Genomic DNA, 18539 nt, shown 5'->3' with positions numbered 1-18539 from the left:
GCCAGACCTCACAATGCCGCCATATCGAGCGCCAAATTCTGGAACTTGGCTTCGGGGTTGGGACGGAAATAGAAACGGACATAGGCGCTGGAGCCGGTGATCTGCATGGAATCTTTCAACGCTTCCATGGCTTTTTTCCATTTGTGATCGTTAATCTCCAGCCGCAGCAGGCCGAGGATTCTGCCGGCACTGAGCTGGCCTTCGGTGTTGGTTTTGAAGGCGTGATCGACCAGGGCTTTGATATTGTCGTTGCTGCCTTCTGACCATTCGTGAATGCACTCATCGATCAGGGCCTTGGCGGCTTCGGCACGTTCATCGAAGTGCAGCATCTCGGCCATCTGAATACGGATCTGGCGTTTGCCGTCATAGCTGGTGAGGCTGATATTGCCTTTCTTGCCACCCAGCTTGGCGTCGTATTTTTCTGCAGCCAGTTCGACGAAGGCATAAACGTCATTCATCGCCTGGGCTTTGAAGGCGACCATCTGCTCACGCAGCTGCTCTGCCTTGCTGAACAGTTCGTCGATGAGGTCATCCCGGTCCAGATCGATCTGCTTGATTTTGCTGATCGGCACCAGGTGGCCCTGGGCGTTGACTTTGTGTTGTTCGGTATTGGTTGCTGTGTTCATGATTTGCTCCTGTTTAAGCCACAACTTTCCACTGCACCTGGCAGCCACTGACTTCGGTGGCGTACGTTTCCAGATTGCGCAGGCCAGCCCTGATGCGGGTTTTTGTGCCGCCTTTCAGACCGCCAGGTGAATTGTTGTAGCCGATGATGGTGATAGTCGGTTTGCGTGCTTCTCCGATATTGATGTCAGTGATAGTCAGGTTGCGACGTGCCAGCTCTGCCAGGCAGTGACGGACGTCTTCCACTTTTTTGCTGATGATGTCGTTTCCCACGTTTCTGCTCATGGTTAGGCTCCAATCTTGCTGTGTTGACAGCCACTTCGGCAGGCCCGGTAGAGCTGGATCCGTGTCGGGTTGGTGGCGGCATAGGGACGGCCCTGGTATTCAATGCACTGGTCGCTGGGGATAGCCCCAACGACCGGGCATTGCACGCTGCCGGACATAAATTTGCCTTCAACCAGGGCTTGCAGACGGTCTGTTCTGCCGGGGTACTTGCCCTTGATGACCTGGTTGATGACGGTGGGCGACGGGAAGCCGTCGTTCTGTCTAAGAACAGCGGCGACCTTGGCTTGTGAGGTTTTCTCACATTCGGTTTTCAGCACTTGTTTCCACTGGCTCATTTGTCATCTCCGTCTGTGTTGTCCGGGTCGTCCTTTTCTGCCTGGATACGGTCGTAGATTTCTTCGCGGTGGACACTGACGTCTTTGGGGGCATCAACACCGATACGGACTTGATTGCCTTTGACGCCAAGTACATTGACGACCACGTCGTCACCGATAATCAGGGCTTCGCCCACACGTCTGGTTAGAATCAGCATTAGTTTTTCTCCCTTCTATAAATTCGAGCCTTTGGCGGCAAAAAATCGACATCAACACCAAATGGCAGTCCTATAACTTGATTTTTGTATTGCTGTGGGTGATGACGTTTGTAAGACAAAAGCGCCTTCCCTCTGAAGCCCGGAATCCTCTCTTCAATAACGTCGTAATCAGCGCTGTAACGACCTTTCCTGAGTGGTATCAACTTTGGAGCATCCTCCGGCCACCACTGAGGTAAACGCTCAACATTTGTAATATCGAGAACGAACTCATCCATTACTCACCTTCCCTTGGCCACATGACCTTGTTTAAATTGGGATCGAAAACTTGCTTGATACGCTGGACCATGGGCGGTTTGGGTCCAGTGTTACTGCCGGGCATCAGCCGGTATCGGGCCAGTCCGCCGCCGTTGCTGGCTGGGCTGATTTCTTTGAGATAGCCCGCCTTGTGCAGATGGCCGATATAGTCCTTGGCGGTGTTCGGCTCGATTTGCGTTGCTTCGGTGGAAGCGGTGTTGACCAGGTCTTGCCAGCTGAAGTCACTGAGGATGCGAATGGAGCGCCACATCTGCTCACGGCTGGCACCGGCATTGACGTGCTGCCCTTGACGGTTGACCCGTGGCGCATGCACACCGATATCGCGTGTCAGTTGCCAGCTGATGCTGCCATCCATGCCCTTTTTGGCTTGACGTTCCAGGTAGCCAGCTGCCTCCAGGCCGATCACGTAGGTTCTGGCGGTGCGACGGTTCACTTCCGCCAGCTGGCCGTGGTCGCTGGTGTGGGCCTCGATATCGAGCAAGGTGAACTTTTTCAGTTCGCGTATGGCTTGCCAGCAGGCGTCTCTACCGGTCAGCTTGCCGCTGGCTCTGGTGATGTGTACGGGTTGGGTCATTACACCTTCCTCCTCGGCGCGTTGCCGGTGTAAAGAGGACGGTTACCCCAGAGCTTGGCATCGATTTCATCGGTGCCTTCTGAGTAGGCGGCTTGTTGCACCTGGTTGAGGTTGACGCAGATCCGGCGGGCGACGCCCATGCTTTCGCGCTGGATCATCTCTAGCAGGTCATCGGCGATGGTGATGTCCGGGCAGTAGAGTCTGGCCAGCTGCCGGGTATCTTCCAGGTCTGCTGGTTGCGCGCCTTGCCAGGCGAGCATGCGGTTGTGGAAGCGTTCCCACTTGAGCAGCTTGGTGTCGATGTTTTCTTCACCAATGAGCAGGATGGCGGCATTGGAGCCTTCATAGATGTCACGGACCACTTCGACGGCTTTCTTTTCGACGATGTGATCCATCTCATCGATAATGAGTGGTAATCCACTGAGCGCCAGTTGCTGGCTGATTTGTTCGACCATATCGGCGCTGGTCTTGGCTGGCTCGATGCCCATTTCTTTGAGGATGGCGCCGAGCAGCGATTTCTTCGTCCAGATGCTTTTGCACTCGACGTAGTAAGCGCGGTATTTGTTGGCAGCATAAGCTGCAGCAAAGGACTTACCCCAGCCACTCGGCCCGAAGAAGGTGACCATGCCTGGAAGGTGTGCCGGGCGATTCATCGCTTGTTCCAGCAACCGGGTACAGAGCATGACGTTTTGCAGCGGGGCCGTGATGACAGAGGATTCCACCCTGTCTACCAAGTTGACCACGTTTGGATTAGTTGTCATTATTTACCTCATCACGTTTTACTTACCCGCCTGCCAGCGGGTTTGTTTTTTTATGCCTCGACGCTTTCTTCGAAGCTCTCAAAATCGGCGCTGAAGTCCTGCATAAAGCGGAATTCATCGCCTTTCTGGTACATCGCCCAGAATTTCTGATCGGTTTCCGATAGCTGTTTGCCATCACGTAACCGACGGTCTAAGTTGACCCAGCGCCGGTAGCGGGCTTGCGGGTCGTCATTCCTGATAACTTGTGCTGCAGGGGGCTGCTCGGCGAATTCGGCCTGGAATGCAGCAAGATCCTGCTTTTGGTCTTCGGTGAGTTGTGGCTGCGGGACGTGTCTGCCCAGTTCGGGAGCTGGACGCAGCGGCCTGACTACTTTCGGGTTTGCCGTTTCCGGTTGCTGCCGGAAAGGCAGTCGGCTGGCGACTTCCATCACGTCCATTGCGACTTCGGCTTTGGCGGCCAGCTTGGTGGCCTTGATAAAGCGGGTGCGGTGTTTGTTGAAGCTGCGCGCCGCTTCGGTATCACCAAAGCCGGTGGCTTCAATACACTGCGCTTCGCCGATATAGCGGTTGTCCAGTGTGTAGGCGTAGACGATTTCGTGCAGCGCCTGCGGGTCAAAGCGGACGGTGATCTTCTGGCCAGCAAAGTCGAGCAGGCTCGGTGCGTGATAGCGGTTTTTACCTTGGCCTGCGGCTGAGCCAGCATCGAGCGTAAAGGTGCCGTCTTTCTGGACTTTGATGGCTTCGGCCATGAGCAGCCACATGCGGCGCTGTTCCTGGTTGGCTGTTCTGATAACAGCGCTTTGATAGCTTTCAGTGAAGGCTTGATCAAAACTTTTGCTGCCCTGGCATATTTCAGTTCGACGGCCCGGCTTGGCATTCCAGGCGAGGATTTCCTGTTCCAGTACGGCGAGGAAGGTTTCAACCGGTACCGCTTTTTTGGCGTAGTTTTCGGGCTTGGCTTGTGGGTTGGGGCCGGTATAGGCACCTTCAAACTTGGGGTGCTTGTCCAGGTATTCACCCAGGCCGCCGACACCGAAGGCACGCTCGACAGGTTTTGCCTGGCCGTGACCTTTACCCGCCAGCACTGAGGTCCAGTGGACTTTGATGCCGAGTGTCGGGAACAGGCCGAGTGGATCGTCTTCTTTGACGGTAAAGCGGTAACGATTTTTAACGCCGCCGGTCATCCATTTATTGGCTGCAGCGCGGGTGTTATCGATGGTGACGTGTTCGGGAATGCCGAATTGATCCACTACATCGCCGAAGCTGGCGCGGATGGTGTCGGTGTTTTCTGATTCATCCACGCGATAGGCGAGGATCTTGCGGCTGTAGACGTCCTGCCAGAACCAGGTTTTCATGCGGGTGATGTCACCGTTCGGCATGCGAACAAAGACGTTGTGCTGGTAGCCGTCGCCATTGATCCATTCAAGCGCGTGCAGTTCCATGACTGTTCGTTGCTGAGCCGGGAATAGTTTGATCAGGCCAGCTTCGCCTTCACGCAGGAATACTCGCGTGGCCAGTGGAATGGCTTTGATTCTGCGTTCCAGCGTCTTCTTGCTGGGGATTGTCCAGCCATGTTCGGCAGCAGCTCGTTGCAGTCGGTAGTAGCAGGCTTCGAATTCCGGTTGTTCCAGGCGCAGGTAGTCGGCCTTGTAGAATTCCCAGGCTTGTTCATCCATCTCAGCGGTGACGGTACGGCCAACAAAGCCCGGTACCAGGGCGGCTAACCAGTCCTGACGGGCATACAGCTTCACGCCTTTTTTGCTTTTGGTGCCGTGGTACCAGCCCTGCATGGTGCGGACGCTGATATCGTTTTGATCAGCGACCAGGGCGAAGGCATTTTTAAGTGTGGCACCGCTGTTTTCATTGAGCGCCATGACCTGCAGCAGCAGGTTCAGCTTGTTTTTTGCCGCGTCTTTTTGCTTTTGTGGCTTGCTGTCATAGTGCTGCCACAGCGCCTGGGCGTCATAGCTGAACTCGGTATTGTCAGGACTGCGCTTGTCAGGAGCTGGCATGTGTTGCTTCACCAAGGCGGCCTGGGTTTCTACTGGCAGGCTGGAGAGGTGGTATTCATTTGCAGATCCACCTCTTACTTTTATTTGCCTTGTCTTCCAGCCTTGTTTCGAAGCCTGCTGATTAACGCCACGCTTATACTTTGGTAATCCTGGTTTGTTTGCTAATTCAGTTGCTGTGAACCATTCCTTGTTCTGTTCAGTCATCTTCATCCCCCTCGAAATCAAGACCCGGCTGACTCTGAGAAATGACGTTTTCCCGGTGAAAAGCCACGCCAGCCAAGAGCCTAGTGAGAGCAGATGTGACAATGTCTACTGACTCTCCCTCTCTATAGAACTTGATCAGCAAACTCATCGCGTCGGCAGATAGCTGCTGTAGTTCAGCCATGCCAAGCTCATCGGTTTTTTTACCAGTGGGTATTTCAATCATGAGCTTGTGGCTTCGATAGCCCATGTACTGAGTGACATAATCCATGCCACAAACCAGCTCATAGGCCGGGATAAAACTGACTGGCATATCACCAGTTGATAGCCATTTATATAAGCGGTCTTCGCTGATAGCCATCAGCTCGGCAATAGCCGGCACGGTCAGACGCTTGAACTGCCTGGCGTACTCTTTATTGAGGCGCAGTGCGTCTTTCATGTTGTTCGGCTGAATACGTTTCCAAGCCGCTTTAGTTTTTGGAATTCTCATCACAACACCACTTCCAAATTAATTGATTGTGCGGATGTCACCGCTGCCATAGGCTGGAAAACAACTGACACAGAGAAGGGAGTCCCAGGTATGGCACAAACATTTCTTAAGCCGCTTGATGCGGGGTTTTTGCATGAGTCAAATGAGGCGTACATTTTCATTTCGTCCTCCCAGATAGAAGCTGAGCTAGACGTTTTCCTTGCTGCCTTGCCTGGAACACCAGGCGAAACGGATCGCGAGGCTGACCAGGCGCAGTTGATAGAGCTGTCGGCATGGTTGCTTGACGGTGCGCCATTCGTGCTTTTACCCAGTCTCGGCGAGATGCAGCGTGTTGTTTCGCAGTGGAATGAGAGCCAAACCCAACAGGTTCGATATCGGCTTGAGCAAGTTCGGCAGGCGCTGGCTGCAGCTGCTCGCATTCAGGGCAAGGATTTTGGCCAGACAGATACATTTGCTGTATCACCGACATGGAATCGCCGCTGGAGCGACCTGCTAATGGGCAGGCTATGTCCGGCTTACGTTGGTTACGTCTTTGCAGGGGACTTTTAGCCATGATCAGGCGCTCTCAGCTAATCCGGCTTCAGCTAATCGTGCCTTGGCTTGATCAATTTTTGTTTGCCTCAATTTTTTTGAATCTGACAGATAGCGAGGTTTGTCTGGAAAGACTTCAGCAACGTCTTTATGTATCAACAAGGCGATTGATTTCGCTACACGCGGGCTTTCAACTCGACGTGCACATACATTCATCACATGTTGATAGGTGCAGCCGATCGCTTCACCAGCGGCAGCCCAAGAAAGCCCCTCATCTTTCAGCGCTTTATGTATTTGGCTGTAGTTCATTGTTACAATCCCTATTTAGACACACACAAACACAAATATTTACCCGTATGTGTTTGCTTAAACCAAATATATAACCATGAATGAGTAATAACAACCCATATGTGTTGTTTTCGTAACCCAATAGATGAAAAATCGACTAATTGATTGATATAAAAAGAGATTCACAAGATGCGTGAGTTAGAAAAAATTGATTTGGAAAACATCGCCGGACGGTTAAAACTCATTCGTGGTAAAAAATCGCGCGGCAAATTTGGAAAATTGATCGGCATTCACCCGAATACGTTAGCCAATTATGAGAATGCATTAAGAACGCTGGGCGCAGACGCATTAATAGGCCTAACCGATATCGGTATAAATCCAATGTGGGTGCTTACAGGAGAAGGAAATATTCTGATAGATGAGAACGAGCTTGGCCCAGGCTTCTATGAGAACAAACAATATCGCGAATTTTACGAAGACTTTCGATCCCACTTACAAAATTCTAAAAAGAACCAATCAATACAAGAATCAACATCAGAAACAAACACTTACAGAAAGAGGGATCAAGAAAAAAAAGCGGGATCATCCGATCCTACTTTCAATGACAAAGCGGGATCAGATATCAAGGATTATTCAGCAGGAACTGGGAGCTTCATGGAGGCATTCGCCCACATTCCTCTCTTCGATGTGAAAGCATCGGCTGGTAACGGCTCTGTCGTTCATGAAGAAGAAGCAACAGATGCGCTGATGTTTAAAAGGGAATGGATTCATAATGAGCTACACAGTAGCCCGGCTAATCTTTATCTAATCTATGTTGAAGGCGAGAGCATGGAGCCTGTATTGCGCCCAGGCGACGTAATACTGGTCGATCACACTGACAACATTGCTAAGCGTGATGGCATCTATGTAATAAGAATGGGTGAATCGTTACTGGTAAAACGGCTGCAGCGTCTACCGAATCATCGCCTGAAGGTTACTAGCGATAATCCTGCGTATGAGCCCTTTGAGATATCCCTGGATTTTGATTTACAGAATGAGATGTCAATTATTGGCAGGGTTGTCTGGAGTGGCCGTCGGCATTAATCACAGATCGCGATTCATGTGTCTTAAACTTGAATATCAACAAATTGATCGCGATCCATAAACTCTCTTTAATTCACTATTAAATTATCCTAAAAGCCGCATTCTCATTAGCTTCATCCCATTTAATACCATTTAATCCCGGTATATCCCGCTGTTCTTAATCCTTCTGTCCTCATTCACCCTCCATGTTATTCACATTATCTGTGGATAAGTCTGTGAATTGTCACGGCAAAAATCGCTAAGTAACTCTCAAGCTGAGTAAACTTTGCCCTGGTTAAAAGTTAGCCAGCCGCTGTCAGGCTTGTGAAAGCCATTGCTTGCCTGGCATTTGAGGACTATGCTTGGGAGTAATGCTGACCCGCCGCTTGTCTCTGTCAGTAACAATATTTTGTTTACTGCCGGATTTTCAGACATGAGTAAAAATACCCGACAAATCATGATCTTGCGTCATGCCAAAGCCGAAACCGAAGCGGTAAGCGGTGATTATGCCCGCGCCCTGACTTCAGCGGGAAAACAGCATGCCCGCCAGCTTGGACAGCATATTCATGATCTGAGACTGATTCCTCAATCCATTTACTGCTCCGGTGCCCGACGAGCGCTGGAAACCGCCGATATTGTCTGTGAACAACTTTTTATTGCTACCGGCCAGGTCACGGTCCGTGAACAGCTTTACCTGGCCGATACCCCCGTTTTGCTGAACTTGCTGCAGGCACTGAACCAGCGCATCAGCCGGGTGATGCTGGTCGGCCACAACCCTGCTTTGGAAGATCTGGTCGACTGGCTCAGCAAAGACGGTTTTGAGAGCGAGCAGCACAGCGGAAAACGTCTGTTGCCAGCCAGTCTTGTGGTGCTGGAATACAACGGCGACTGGTCCGCACTGGGTTCGAAAAGCTGTCGCATCAGTCAGATTATTCATGGCAAACATCTGAAACCGGCCTGAGCATGAAACAATCTGCCTGCCAGGAGTTTCCGCTGCTGTTATTAACAGAATTGGCACAGATAAAACGCTGGCGTAAAACCGCGATCTTGGCTGAGGATCCAGAGGGTGTGCACCAGCTCCGGGTGAGTCTGAGACGCATGCGCAGCGCCTTTGACATTTTCAAACCGGTATTGCAGCCAGACTATCGGCAGCGCTGGCAAAAAGAACTCAAAACGCTCGCCCGTTTTCTGGATGAAGCCCGGGATCTGGATGTATTTTTGCTGACCCACTTTAATGAGAACAAAACTGATGCTTCCGTTCTGGAGAGCCACCTTCGCAAGCAAAAGAAACGCAGTGATAAAAAGCTATGTCGGCTGTTGCAATCAAAACAGTTTAATAAACCGCGCCGACAGCTAAAAAAACAGCTGAAAAACAAGCACTGGAGCCGAAAACATGGACGTCATTGCTCAATGCTGACCACCACGCTGGCTGCCAGGCAATTGCAACAACACTATGAGCAGGTACAAAAGCAATTATCAGCACTCGATATCAACAATGAGGCTGCCCTGCACCGATCACGGATCCGTATTAAACAACTGCGCTATGGTTGCGAATTACTGGCTCCAGTGCTGAAACACAAAACCAATGCGTCTTTTATTACAGCGATGAAGGCCTTACAGGATGATCTGGGACTGATTCATGATGCCTATGTGCAGCAGTTAATGCAGCATGATCTTCCGCCACCAACACAGGATGAGTTTCGTACTATTGCGCATAAATCCCAGGCCAACAGTGATCAGCTTAAAGCGACGCTGGCTGGAAAATTAAAGTGCTTTTCTGCGCTGCCATTGCCCTGGCATTCACTCAAGCAAGACTGAAAATTTGTTTGTCCACCTGCATGACTCTGATAGACACGCTATTCGGCTACAGCAGCGTCACGAATTGTGCTCAGTTTAATCTGTCACTATTGCCGGGTGAGCAAATACAGCAATAGCAAATTGCTGATCAGCAACACAATCGTTAATGAACGCCAGAAGCCGACCGGGTGTCGCTGCATCAAGGGTAACTGCTCTTCCCTCAGGTAATCGGGATTGGGTTTGACCAGGTCAGATTCGAATTCCGAAGTCGCTTCATAGCGGGATTCCGGGGATAACTGCACCGCCTTTCGAATAGCCTTGTCGACCCAGTGTGGTATGTCACTGATAGATTCACTCACAGGCCGGTAACGAAGTCGATTCAGGCCCCGCTGATCGCGGACAGCGGCCAGCTTCTCCCCGTAAGGCAGTTTGCCGGTCAGCATCTGGTAAACAATGCAGCCCAGCGAAAACAGGTCGGACTGGGGTGTGCCGGGTTTGCCCAACAGATATTCCGGTGCCGTGTAATGCTTGGTGCCCAGCAGTTCCCTGCGCTCCACCGGCGTCGAAATATCGGCAATCCCGGCAATTTTGGTCGAGCCGAAATCGATGATCTTGAGCACACCGTCGTGGCTGATCATGATATTGCCGGGTTTGAGATCCTGGTGCAGCATATCCAGCCGGTGAAAGGCCCGCAGACCATTGGCAATCTGCGGCACCAACTCGCGTACTGTTTTCAAATCCAGAGTGCCGACATCATCGAGCCATTGCTCCAGCGTTTTGCCGTTAACATGCTCCAGCACGTAATACAGGAAGCGACGCGGACGCTTTTGCTCCACGGTACGCACCACATGTGGATTGTCGACTCGGCGCCCTATCCATTCTTCCAGTTGAAAGCGTTCCAGGTAGGCCGGATCATCTTCGAAATTGACCGAAGGCGTTTTGAGTACGACCTTGTCACCAGTCTCGGTATCCACTGCCAGATAGAGCTGACTGGTAGAGCTGGCATGCAGTTCCCGGCTGATGCGGTAGCCATCGAGAATGACCCCTTCGTAGAGTTCTGGCGGAAATGGCAACTTTGTAAGCTGGGCGAAAACTTCATTGGGATCCTGGCTGGGCAGTTGATCCACCCGCAGCACCTGACAACTGACATTATCAGGGCTCTGCTGTTCAATGGCCTGACGACAGATCTGCTCAGCCAAAGCCGCTAGATCAGAATTGTCACCTCGCATCAGGCTACGCAACTGTTTGTCGCTGATTACATCATGCACGCCATCGGTCGTCAGTACGAAGCGGTCGCCCTGCTCTACGGTCAGGGATTTGTAATCAATGTCCAGGCAGTAATCGACACCGAAAGCACGGCCCAGATATTCTTTATCATCATCTATGCGGATGCGATGATCGGTAGTCAGTTGTTCCAGCTCGCCATCACGAAACAGGTAAATCCGTGAGTCACCGACATGAAATAAATGCGCCGTGGTGGACTTGATGACAATAGCGCTGAAGGTACTGGCCAGTCCCCTTGAGACATCTTTGTAGTAACTGCTCTGACCATGCATCCAGGTATTGATGGCGGTCAGCACCTTGCCCCCGGACTGTTTTACCGACCAGGAGTCGGGGGTACTGAAATAGTCGGTAATAAAACCGGTAATACAGGCCTGACTGGCCTGTTTGCCCTCGGCACTGCTGCTGATACCATCAGCCAGCGCACAGGCCACGCCTTTGGTTTCCAGCATGACCAGGTTGGAAGGCACAGAGTAGCCCAGTGAGTCCTGATTCTCGGTCTTTACCCCTTTATCAGAATACTGGCCAACTGTAACCTTCAACCTGGCAACCATGATTACCCCTGATTAGTGGACGTCAATCATTTGCACAGTACCGTCAGGCAGAATCTCCGCCATCTGGCCCTGTGGTTCGTCCATAAACTGTACCGCAATCAGTGCCAGCACAGCGGTACCGGCGATAACAAAGAAGAAAGTCTGGGCCGAAACAAATGACAACACGGTCAGGAAGGTGACCGCGCCAACATTACCGTAAGCACCGGCCATACCGGCGATCTGGCCGGTCAAACGACGCTGTACCAGTGGCACCACGGCAAAGACCGCGCCTTCACCGGCCTGAACAAAGAACGAACAGGCCATGGTCGCCAGTACCGCAAACACCAGGAACCATTCCGGCGTAATCATGCCCAGCACCACATAGCCTACGGCAAGACCGCTAATGCAGATGGTCAGGGTTTTCTTTCGTCCCAGTTTGTCACTGAAGAGACCACCAACCGGACGAGATACCAGGTTCATAAAGGCAAAACCGGAAGCCAGCAGACCCGCCTGAACCGCACTGATTTCAAAAGTATCACTGAAAAACAGCGGTAACATCGACACCACGGCCAGCTCAGAGCCAAAAGTGGCGAGGTAAGCAAGATCCAGTACCGCGACCTGCTTGAACTTATAACGGTGAATTTCAGGTACTTCGGTGGTAAACACCTCTTTGTTGACCTGGTAAATGTGATAAACCTGATAAAAGAACAGGGCTACCAGGCCGATATAGACAGCGACACTGATGCTTTGAGACAGCAATGACACACCGCTGGGTGACAGTTTCCAGGTCAGCAGACCCAGAGCCGCATAAAGCGGAATGCTCATAATAATGTACAGGTAGAAATCGCCTTTGCTGGTGACTTCCATCGCACCGGATTTTTTTGGTTTGAAGTAAGTCGAGCCTTTTGGTGTATCTGAAACACTGTTGTAGTAGATGATGGAATAAACCAGAGCCATCGCACCGGTCACCGCCAGCGCATAGCGCCAGCCCTCATCACCGCCGAACAACAGGGCAATGGTTGGCAGTGACATTGCCGCCGCCGCTGAACCGAAGTTACCCCAACCGCCGTAGATGCCTTCGGCCAGCCCCACCTGCTTGGCCGGGAACCACTCGGAGATCATGCGAATACCAATAACAAAACCGGCACCGACAAAACCCAGCATAAAACGGGCTGCAGCCATCTGCTCGAAGCTGTCGGCAATGGCAAAGAAAAAACAGATAAAGCTGGATATGCCCAGTAGCATACTGAACATGATCTTGGGGCCGTATTTATCGACCAGCATGCCCACCACGATACGCGCCGGAATGGTCAGCGCCACATTCAGAATCAACAGGGTTTTGACCTGCTGGTCATCAAGACCAAGCGTATCGCGAATCGAGACCATCAGTGGTGCATGGTTAAACCAGACCACGAAGGAGATAAAAAATGCCATCCAGGTCAGATGGAGCGTGCGGGTCTTACCGCTGAAAGATAGTAGGTTTAGCTTTTGACTAGACATGAATACAGTTCTCTCTTTAGAACACCTTACCAACATTGGTTCGGCTTCTAAGTGCTGGAATCATGCCAGTTCTGTAAGTGACTGTTTTGTCAGAAACAAGCAGAATAAATAGGTATTAGACAGTCCACTTTCAAACTAAAACGGTGCAGGCTGCACTGAAGCAGTGCAAATCAGGGCAAGTCGATAGCGGCTAGATCTTCGTCATTCCAGTCGAGGTCGGCGCAGAACACCAGAATCTTGTTATCCACCTCAATTGCCTGGGAGACCGTCACACACATATGTGAGCCCGCCACAGACAGATAGGGACGACTGATTTGGATGGTATCCGGGTGCTGCAAGGCCCGGTGATGATAATGACGATGTGACCAGTTGGCATTCTCGCCGGCAAGCAATGGAGAAAAGCGAATATCCAGCCGGGTAGTAAACTTGGGAGAGTAGAGACTGCGACCAATCTGATGCCCCTGCTGATCGAGCAGAAAGCAACGCACTACGCGATCATCCTCAAACAGTGCTTGCCCGCATTGCTCGAGACGCTGACTGTGGCGAAAGCTCTCAACCTCTTGCTGATAGCGCTGGCGTAACAGTTCAAACTGTTGCTGCATGCGCCGGCTGTACTGACAGCTGGCGCTGTTTTTCTGGCTCAGCAATGCCTCCATTTTGGTGGCAAACTGATAATCTTTAATTTGTGAATGCGGTTTACCGAAATAAAAGCCCTGCACCATATCGGCATTGCTGGATATGGCCACCAGTGCTTCTTTTTCCGTTTCAACGCCCTCGACCACAACCAAACTGCCGGTTTCATGGATCAATGACACAATCCCAGTCAGGATACGCTCCACCTTGAGAGATTCACTGGCCTGTTTGACCAGGTTACGGTCAATCTTGACGATATCCGGTTTCAGTTCCCAGATACGGTCGAAATTGGAATGGCCGGCACCAAAATCATCAATCGCTATCAGGCAGCCCATGCCCCGGAAGTGCTCTATCAACTGCCGTAAATAGGTGCGGTCATCAATTTCACTTTCCAGAATTTCGATAACAATGCGTCTTGCCGGAATCCCAGTGCGGGCGATAATTTGCCGCATAAAACCGGCCTCAGGCCGCTCGGTAACCAGACATTGGGAATTGAGATTGAGAAACAGCCAACTACCCTTGTCGTCCTGAGCGGCAAAGTTCTCGGCATGCAGCTTGCGACAGATTCTGTCGAGTTCCAGTTGTTGCTGACTATGACTGGGGCGCTGGAAAACCTCACCCGGCATCAATTGTCGGCCTTCCACATCATAGGCACGCAATAAGCCCTCATAGCCAACAGGGCGCCGATGGGCGATGCTGAAAATAGGTTGAAACGCGGAGGTCAGAATCAGTCCGTCGAAGCTGGCCGCGTGATGGGGTTGGTCCTGAAAAGCGGTACTCACGCAGCCAGGTTCCTCAGTCGATTGATTGTACACAATACTTTATCATCAAATTAGGTTTACAGATAGCGAGTTTAGCGACCAACTCGACATTTTCTTTAAATCAAATCAACACTTAAAAGCCTGTGTCTGAGTGAGGCAGACGATGCATTTATCAGGCTACTTTTCGTGCATGACGCTGGTGCAGGAAATGAATGACTTCAGAACGATAGTGGTTGTAATCAGGATTATCAGCCAGTTCCAAACGCTTACGTGGCCGGGGCAGGTTCACATCCATGACCTCACCGATACTGGCTGCCGGCCCATTGGTCATCATCACGATTTTGTCCGACAGCAATACCGCCTCGTCCACATCGTGTGTAATCATAATCACCGTATTATTCAACTCAGCCTGAATATCCATCAGTGAATCCTGCAAATGCGCTCGCGTCAGCGCATCCAGCGCGCCGAATGGTTCATCCATCAGCAGCACCTTGGGTTCCATCGACAGCGCCCGGGCAATGCCGATACGTTGCTTCATACCACCGGAGATTTCCGCCGGCATTTTATGCTTGGCATGACTCATATGCACCAGTTCCAGGTTGTGATTAACCCAGTCGCGGATTTCATTTCTGGAGCGGGTCTTGCCAAATACCGACTTCACTGCCAATTCCACATTCTGGTAACAACTTAGCCACGGGAACAGCGAATGGTTCTGAAACACAATGGCACGGTCGGGTCCGGGGTCGTTGACCTCCTTGCCTTCCAGCACCACACCACCCTCGGTGGCCTGGTACAGACCGCCGACGATATTCATCACTGTCGATTTGCCACAGCCCGAGTGACCGATAATGCTGACAAACTCCCCTTTGTCGATCTTCAGGTTCACATTCTCCAGTGCCCGGAACGGTCCGTTGGGAGTTGGAAAGTCGATACTCACATGGTCGATATTAAGATACTTATCCATCATGAACTCCTAGCGGATGACCGCGTTTTTATCGTATGAGAAAAATTTCTGGAAGCTGAGCGTGATGCGGTCCAGCACAAAGCCGATAATGCCGATAGTGAGCACGGCCACCATAATGCGGCTGAGCGACGAGGAACTGCCGTTCTGGAACTCATCCCAAACGAACTTACCCAGTCCCGGGTTCTGCGCCAGCATTTCCGCGGCAATCAGCACCATCCAGCCGATACCCAGCGAAATCCGCAGGCCGGTGAAAATCATCGGAATCGATGCCGGGATCACCACTTTCAACACGGTGGTGAAATAGCCCAGGCGTAATACCCGCGCAACATTAATCAGGTCCTTATCAATCGATGACACGCCCACTGCCGTGTTAATCAACGTCGGCCACAATGAACATAAGGTCACGGTCAGCGCTGAGGTAATAAAGGATTTCTCAAACATCGGGTTATCGGACACGTAGACCGCACTGACCACCATAGTCACAATCGGTAGCCAGGCCAGCGGCGACACTGGTTTAAAGACCTGAATTAATGGGTTCAGCGCTGAATAAATGGTATCCGACAGCCCGGCGATAATACCGATAGGCACAGCGATCAGGGTGGCTATAAAAAAGCCCACAAACACCGTGAACAGGCTGGTCAGGATCTGATCAAAAAAAGTTTCCTTGCCGGTGTAGGGACGAATTGTCACCTCGGCATCAGGATTTTTTTCCAGCTTGGCAGCGTTACGTTTTTCCTGGCGCTCATAAAAGGCCACCTCACGCTCACGCGCCTCATTATGTTCATCAACCAGGACATTGACCTGTTCCCACACCTGGGTGGGTCCCGGCACCTGCCCCAGGCTGGTAATCACCTTGGCAGCACCCATATGCCAGAGCATCAGGAAGACGACAACAGCAAACAGCGGGACGCCAACCATCTTGCCGAACTCCTGAAGCTGATGTTTGGGTGAATCACCGGTGCTCAGTTTGACCAGCGGCACAAACCAGTTCAGACCGGTCAGTTCCAGGAAATAAATCAGTTTATCTTTCATATTGACTCTTTAATGTTGGGTCGAAACAATCATCCCGCCTGCCGGGCAGGCGGGATAGCTTGGTTGTTTCTGTTATTACTCAACGACCTCTTCACCTTTCAGACCGATCGGGAATTGTTCCAGATAGGCATTAGGCTGGGTGCCGTCGAAAGTAATCTCGTCAATAAACTCGGTTTGCGCCGGTTTGAAACCGGTTTCGGTTGCAAAGTCGGGGAACGCTGAGGCCGGCAGTTTGCCTTCTTCAATCAGTTCCCTGGCCGCCACCGCGTAGATATCGGGACGATAGACTTTCTTGGCGATATCCATATACCAGCTGTCCGCTTTAGGCTCGGCAATCTGCCCCCAACGACGCATTTGCGTCAGGTACCAGACCGCATCGCTGTAGTACGGATATGTGGCGTTATAGCGGAAGAACACATTGAAATCGGGAATGGCACGCTTGTCGCCTTTTTCATATTCAAATGTGCCAGTCATGCTGTTGGCGATGACTTCATAGTCAGCACCGACATAACGGCTTTCCGACAGGATTTCCACCGCTTCCGGACGGTTGGCATTGTTGTTTTCATCCAGCCAGTGAGCGGCACGGATCAACGCTTTGACGACAGCAACGTGAGTGTTGGGATTTTCCTCAGCCCAGGCTTTGCTGACACCGAAGACTTTTTCCGGATTGTTTTTCCAGATTTCATAGTCAGTGATGACCGGCACGCCAATCCCTTTGAATACCGCCTGCTGGTTCCAGGGCTCACCGACGCAGTAACCGTAAATGGTGCCGGCTTCCATGGTGGATGGCATTTGGGGTGGCGGTGTAACCGACAGCAAGGCATCAGCATCAATCTGACCGCTGACATCGCCTTTATGCGGTGCGTAGTAGCCCGGGTGAATACCACCGGCGGCCAGCCAGTAACGCAGTTCATAATTATGGGTGGAAACCGGGAACACCATGCCCATATTGAAAGGTTTGCCTTCGGCTTTATAGGAGTCAACCACCGGTTTCAGCGCTTCGGCACTGATCGGGTGCACCGGTTTGCCGTCTTCCCGCTTGGGAATATTGGGTTTCATTTGTTCCCAGATATCATTGGAAACGGTGATGCCATTACCGTTAAGATCCATACTGAACGCGGTGATGATGTCGGCCTTGGTACCGAAACCAATGGTTGCACCCAGAGGTTGTCCGGCCAGCATGTGAGCACCGTCCAGGGTGCCGTCAATCACGCCATCAAGCAGGACTTTCCAGTTGGCCTGGGCTTCCAGGGTGACGTAGAGACCTTCGTCCTCGAAAAAGAATTTTTCGTAGGCAATCGCCAGCGGCGCCATATCGGTCAGTTTGATAAAGCCGAACTTGAGGTCCGGTTTTTCAATGTCGCCCGGTGCAGCATAAACCGACGTTGCTGACATCATGCCGGTGCTGAATATCAGGCTGGCTGCCGCCAGGGTCTTCACCAGCTTGCGGCGTGTGATCGATAAAGGATTTTTAAGCATTATGTGCTCCCAAAAATGTGTGCAAAAAAAAGACGCCCTGGTCGAGCTAAGCTCAACAAGGACGTCTTTATCCATCGTTCTGTTTTTTTAAGTTACCCGCCGTTGGGTCGTGACTCGGATTCAGGGTTGCAGATAATATGCCAACTAGATGCCTAATTTGTTTTTACCCTTTTATCAGTCACTTATGCGTTAATTTAAAAAAACAATCAGACTGACTTTTTTGCACAGTTTTAGTTAATGGGTGGAATTGGCGCACACCGCTGGTGCGGATTTAAACGGATTTTTTGGGTTCCAGCAGGTTGGCTGTCGCCAGGATATTCTGGGCCAGTTGGGCCAGACGCATATTCTGATTCATCGCTGAAGTACGCAGCAGACGATAGGCTTCATCCTCACTGCACTCACGCTGCTCCATGATCAACCCCTTGGCACGATCAATGATCTTGCGATCGGCCAACGAGGTCTTGAGTTCTTTTATATGCTCTTGCATTGACTGGTATTGACGAAAGCGTGCTATCGCTGTGCGCAGAATGGGCAAAACCCGGTCCTCACGAAAGCCATCGACAATATAAGCACTGACGCCCGCCTGTATCGCCTGCTCAATGGCATCATCACGATCATCATGAGTAAAAATCACAATGGGGAGAGGAAACTGTTCGTTGATGATTTTGAATTTGTTGAGCAGTTCACTGTCACTGGCATCGAACACAGCGATGATCAATTCCGGTTCGACTGTCCATTTCAGTGACAATAACTGCTGCAAAGTCGCGCCTTCAAAAATGATTTTGTAGTCAGAATCAGCCAGCACCGAGGCAATGTGCCCGGTCACCTCCGGCTGTTCACTGATCACAATAGTGTTGATGATAGATTCAGAATTCATAGCGGCA

21 protein-coding genes are annotated in these 18539 nt (G+C 51.3%); 4 read left to right on the top strand and 17 right to left on the bottom strand.

The window, feature by feature from the left end:
- Nucleotides 1-8: 8 nt before the first annotated feature.
- The 9 genes from Q0X64_RS12520 to Q0X64_RS12480 are packed head-to-tail and all read right to left on the bottom strand — an operon-like array spanning nt 9 to nt 5743.
- Nucleotides 9-626, bottom strand: a complete 618-nt coding sequence (locus Q0X64_RS12520; protein ID WP_297813656.1) for a DUF3164 family protein — start codon at nt 624-626, stop codon at nt 9-11.
- A gap of 13 nt (nt 627-639) precedes the next feature.
- The gene (locus Q0X64_RS12515; RefSeq protein ID WP_297813653.1) at nt 640-909 is read right to left on the bottom strand and encodes a hypothetical protein; all 270 of its coding nucleotides are present in this window, start codon (nt 907-909) and stop codon (nt 640-642) included.
- A 2-nt stretch (nt 910-911) separates the two neighbouring features.
- The gene (locus tag Q0X64_RS12510; RefSeq protein WP_297813650.1) at nt 912-1244 is read right to left on the bottom strand and encodes a hypothetical protein; all 333 of its coding nucleotides are present in this window, start codon (nt 1242-1244) and stop codon (nt 912-914) included.
- Entirely contained in the window at nt 1241-1441 is a 201-nt protein-coding gene (csrA, locus tag Q0X64_RS12505) for a carbon storage regulator CsrA (RefSeq protein ID WP_297813647.1), read from the bottom strand. The genes Q0X64_RS12510 and csrA overlap by 4 nt, the downstream gene beginning before the upstream one ends.
- Complete coding sequence (locus tag Q0X64_RS12500) at nt 1441-1716, bottom strand: hypothetical protein (protein ID WP_297813644.1); 276 nt, start codon at nt 1714-1716, stop codon at nt 1441-1443. The genes csrA and Q0X64_RS12500 overlap by 1 nt, the downstream gene beginning before the upstream one ends.
- On the bottom strand, nt 1716-2330 hold the full coding sequence (locus Q0X64_RS12495) for a hypothetical protein (protein WP_297813642.1): 615 nt from the start codon (nt 2328-2330) through the stop codon (nt 1716-1718). The genes Q0X64_RS12500 and Q0X64_RS12495 overlap by 1 nt, the downstream gene beginning before the upstream one ends.
- The gene (locus Q0X64_RS12490) at nt 2330-3091 is read right to left on the bottom strand and encodes an ATP-binding protein (protein WP_297813639.1); all 762 of its coding nucleotides are present in this window, start codon (nt 3089-3091) and stop codon (nt 2330-2332) included. Before Q0X64_RS12490 ends, Q0X64_RS12495 begins: the two co-directional genes overlap by 1 nt.
- A 50-nt stretch (nt 3092-3141) precedes the next feature.
- Nucleotides 3142-5307 (bottom strand): transposase domain-containing protein, encoded by a 2166-nt coding sequence (locus Q0X64_RS12485; protein WP_297813635.1) that lies wholly within the window; start codon nt 5305-5307, stop codon nt 3142-3144.
- Complete coding sequence (locus Q0X64_RS12480; protein WP_297813632.1) at nt 5300-5743, bottom strand: hypothetical protein; 444 nt, start codon at nt 5741-5743, stop codon at nt 5300-5302. Before Q0X64_RS12480 ends, Q0X64_RS12485 begins: the two co-directional genes overlap by 8 nt.
- Before the next feature lie 141 nt (nt 5744-5884).
- On the opposite strand from Q0X64_RS12480, the gene Q0X64_RS12475 reads away from it, so the two are divergent.
- A complete protein-coding gene (locus tag Q0X64_RS12475; protein ID WP_297813629.1) occupies nt 5885-6343 on the top strand; it encodes a hypothetical protein in 459 nt (152 codons plus the stop codon).
- Nucleotides 6344-6349: 6 nt separating this feature from the next.
- On the opposite strand, the gene Q0X64_RS12470 is transcribed toward Q0X64_RS12475, so the two are convergent.
- Nucleotides 6350-6634, bottom strand: a complete 285-nt coding sequence (locus Q0X64_RS12470) for a hypothetical protein (protein ID WP_297813626.1) — start codon at nt 6632-6634, stop codon at nt 6350-6352.
- 168 nt (nt 6635-6802) lie between these two features.
- On the opposite strand from Q0X64_RS12470, the gene Q0X64_RS12465 reads away from it, so the two are divergent.
- From Q0X64_RS12465 to Q0X64_RS12455, 3 genes are all read left to right on the top strand, one after another.
- Nucleotides 6803-7696 carry a S24 family peptidase gene (locus Q0X64_RS12465; protein WP_297813623.1) on the top strand — a complete coding sequence of 298 codons (894 nt, stop codon included), beginning with the start codon at nt 6803-6805 and terminating at the stop codon, nt 7694-7696.
- Between the two features lie 412 nt (nt 7697-8108).
- The gene (locus Q0X64_RS12460; RefSeq protein WP_297813618.1) at nt 8109-8636 is read left to right on the top strand and encodes a histidine phosphatase family protein; all 528 of its coding nucleotides are present in this window, start codon (nt 8109-8111) and stop codon (nt 8634-8636) included.
- A gap of 2 nt (nt 8637-8638) precedes the next feature.
- A complete protein-coding gene (locus Q0X64_RS12455; protein WP_297813615.1) occupies nt 8639-9493 on the top strand; it encodes a CHAD domain-containing protein in 855 nt (284 codons plus the stop codon).
- Nucleotides 9494-9579: 86 nt separating this feature from the next.
- Here Q0X64_RS12455 and Q0X64_RS12450 read toward each other — a convergent pair whose 3' ends face one another.
- The 7 genes from Q0X64_RS12450 to Q0X64_RS12420 all read right to left on the bottom strand — a co-directional run bounded on the left by Q0X64_RS12450 (nt 9580) and on the right by Q0X64_RS12420 (nt 18532).
- Complete coding sequence (locus Q0X64_RS12450) at nt 9580-11307, bottom strand: bifunctional protein-serine/threonine kinase/phosphatase (protein ID WP_297813612.1); 1728 nt, start codon at nt 11305-11307, stop codon at nt 9580-9582.
- A 12-nt stretch (nt 11308-11319) separates the two neighbouring features.
- Nucleotides 11320-12786, bottom strand: coding sequence for a NarK family nitrate/nitrite MFS transporter (locus tag Q0X64_RS12445; RefSeq protein WP_297813609.1), 1467 nt, complete (start codon nt 12784-12786; stop codon nt 11320-11322).
- 170 nt (nt 12787-12956) lie between these two features.
- Nucleotides 12957-14201: an EAL domain-containing protein gene (locus Q0X64_RS12440; RefSeq protein ID WP_297813606.1), complete on the bottom strand. Its 1245-nt coding sequence runs from the start codon at nt 14199-14201 to the stop codon at nt 12957-12959.
- Nucleotides 14202-14352: 151 nt separating this feature from the next.
- Nucleotides 14353-15144 (bottom strand): ABC transporter ATP-binding protein, encoded by a 792-nt coding sequence (locus Q0X64_RS12435; RefSeq protein WP_297813603.1) that lies wholly within the window; start codon nt 15142-15144, stop codon nt 14353-14355.
- Between the two features lie 9 nt (nt 15145-15153).
- Nucleotides 15154-16176: an ABC transporter permease gene (locus tag Q0X64_RS12430; protein WP_297813600.1), complete on the bottom strand. Its 1023-nt coding sequence runs from the start codon at nt 16174-16176 to the stop codon at nt 15154-15156.
- 75 nt (nt 16177-16251) lie between these two features.
- Nucleotides 16252-17655 carry a CmpA/NrtA family ABC transporter substrate-binding protein gene (locus tag Q0X64_RS12425; RefSeq protein ID WP_297813597.1) on the bottom strand — a complete coding sequence of 468 codons (1404 nt, stop codon included), beginning with the start codon at nt 17653-17655 and terminating at the stop codon, nt 16252-16254.
- A gap of 271 nt (nt 17656-17926) precedes the next feature.
- The gene (locus Q0X64_RS12420) at nt 17927-18532 is read right to left on the bottom strand and encodes an ANTAR domain-containing protein (RefSeq protein WP_297813593.1); all 606 of its coding nucleotides are present in this window, start codon (nt 18530-18532) and stop codon (nt 17927-17929) included.
- Between the last annotated feature and the right edge of the window lie 7 nt (nt 18533-18539).

It is taken from the genome of uncultured Methylophaga sp., assembly GCF_947259025.1.
Lineage (GTDB): Bacteria > Pseudomonadota > Gammaproteobacteria > Nitrosococcales > Methylophagaceae > Methylophaga.
This window is presented reverse-complemented; position numbering and strand designations above follow the sequence as displayed.